Origin of the sequence: Helicobacter sp., from assembly GCF_022511165.1 — a bacterium.
Taxonomy (GTDB): Bacteria; Campylobacterota; Campylobacteria; order Campylobacterales; family Helicobacteraceae; genus Helicobacter_C.
Map to the genome: position 1 here is coordinate 1 of NZ_JAFLSB010000079.1, position 1,783 is coordinate 1,783.

Below are 1,783 nucleotides of genomic sequence, written 5' to 3' on the forward strand. Positions count from 1 at the left end.
TATCTACATAAATAAAATACGCCCCCTTTTGCGTAGAATCTAAAAAAGATTCTATATATTGCTTTAAATCCTCTAAGCTAGTTGCTCTATAGACAAAGGCATATCCACAATAAGCTGCAATTTGAGCAAAATCAACACAAGGAGAAAGATTAAATTGTCCTCCTGTGCTATCGTGGCTTTGATTATCGAGCAAAATATGACAAAAATTATCCCTATTTCTCGCATAATAAGCATTTGTGCTTAATGCCCCTAACCTCATTAGCAAAGCAGAATCCCCATCAATAGCAATCACCTTGTGTGAGCTAGAAAGCGCAATACCTAATCCTAGAGAGCTCACACAGCCCATTGAACCAACCATATAAAGCTGATTAGCATAATCACCTATTTCATAAAGTTCGCGTCCGCATTTGCCTGTGGTTGCCAAAACAATAGCTCCTGCCTTCAAAGAGAGGGTAGATATAACGCGCAAAGCCTCTTCTCTGGAGGGTTTTGTATCTTTACCCTTGTGATATTGCTCTATGTAATGAAGCTCTTTAAAGTCTTTAAAATCTTTGCAATCTTCCATTTCAAGCGGATTGTGCGTTAATGCTACTTGATTAAAAGTCTTATCACGCACGATAAAAAATACACTTTTATTGCTGTTTAGAATCTTCAAAGCCTCTCTTACTTGCGCTTGTGCCTCTTGCATAGAAGATTCTAAAAACATATAGGTAATTTCGCAAGTGTGCAAAAGCTTATCGGTGATAACACCTAAAAGCTCGTGTTGAGGCTCATCAGTATTTTTTCCATTACAATCTCGCTCCCCACGCAACGAAACAAAGCCCAAAATAGGAATACTAAAGGTATGATTGAGGCTTGTAAGAGGACTTAAGGCATTGCTTAAGCCACTATTTTGCATTAATACTGCTCCAAATACTGAATCTTTTGCCCCTGCTCCTATGCTTATCCCACTTGCAATCGCTACCGCATCACCCTCATTATTTGCCATAATAAAGCAATGCTCATTGATTGCATCATTAATAAGCGGTGCAAGGTATGAGCAAGGCACACCTACAAAATTTTTTAATCCCATACTCCTTAAAAATTTGCCAAATTCTTGTGTATCAAGCATAATGCTCCTTTATGATGTTTTGATAAGTGCGATGCTCAAACTATCGCCAATAGGCATTTTATAAATAGGCTCTTTGTGGGCTTTTATAAAAGCCTCTACTGCTTCTTTCACGCCGACATAGCCTTGTGAAAAATACTCGTGTATGAGTATCACGCCATTTTTGACCATTCTTGGATAAAAAAACTCTAGCCCTGCTAAAATAGGCTCATACAAATCTGCATCAAGATTCACAAAGCAAAACTGCTCTTTTTCTAAGCCCAACGCACTTTGAGGAAACCAGCCCTTTTGAATCACGCATTGTGTAGGATTTGGCATTTTTGAAAGCACCAACTCCACACTTGTATTTGCAAAATGCTTTGCTCCTAGATTCTGCGCCATTGTAGAATCTCTGCTTACATCAGTTTTTGCAAAGCCCTCAAAAGTATCAAATAAATACAACTTTCTGTGAGCAAAAGCGGCATTGATATATCTTGCAAAATCCCCCCTATACACGCCTAGCTCTGCCACTGCTCCTTGTAGATTCCCCCATAGCTTTGCAAAATCTTCCAAAAACGCTATCCTCGCTCTCACGCTTAGCTCAATATAACTCACATCAATTTTTTCTTTAGCTACACCCATTTCTTGTAATTGCGCGGATATTTCATAATATCCCGTAAAAGTCCCCACAATCAC

2 protein-coding genes are annotated in these 1,783 nt (G+C 38.8%); both read right to left on the reverse strand.

The genetic code is table 11. The annotated features are described in order from the left end of the window. Positions 1–1,111 (reverse strand): thiamine pyrophosphate-dependent enzyme (locus J1E28_RS07775; protein WP_291028477.1); only part of this gene is annotated, 1,111 nt, incomplete at its 3' end. Between the two features lie 9 nt (positions 1,112–1,120). Beyond that, positions 1,121–1,783, reverse strand: a 663-nt coding sequence (locus J1E28_RS07780; RefSeq protein ID WP_291028479.1) for a TylF/MycF/NovP-related O-methyltransferase, incomplete at its 5' end; no start/stop codon positions are given.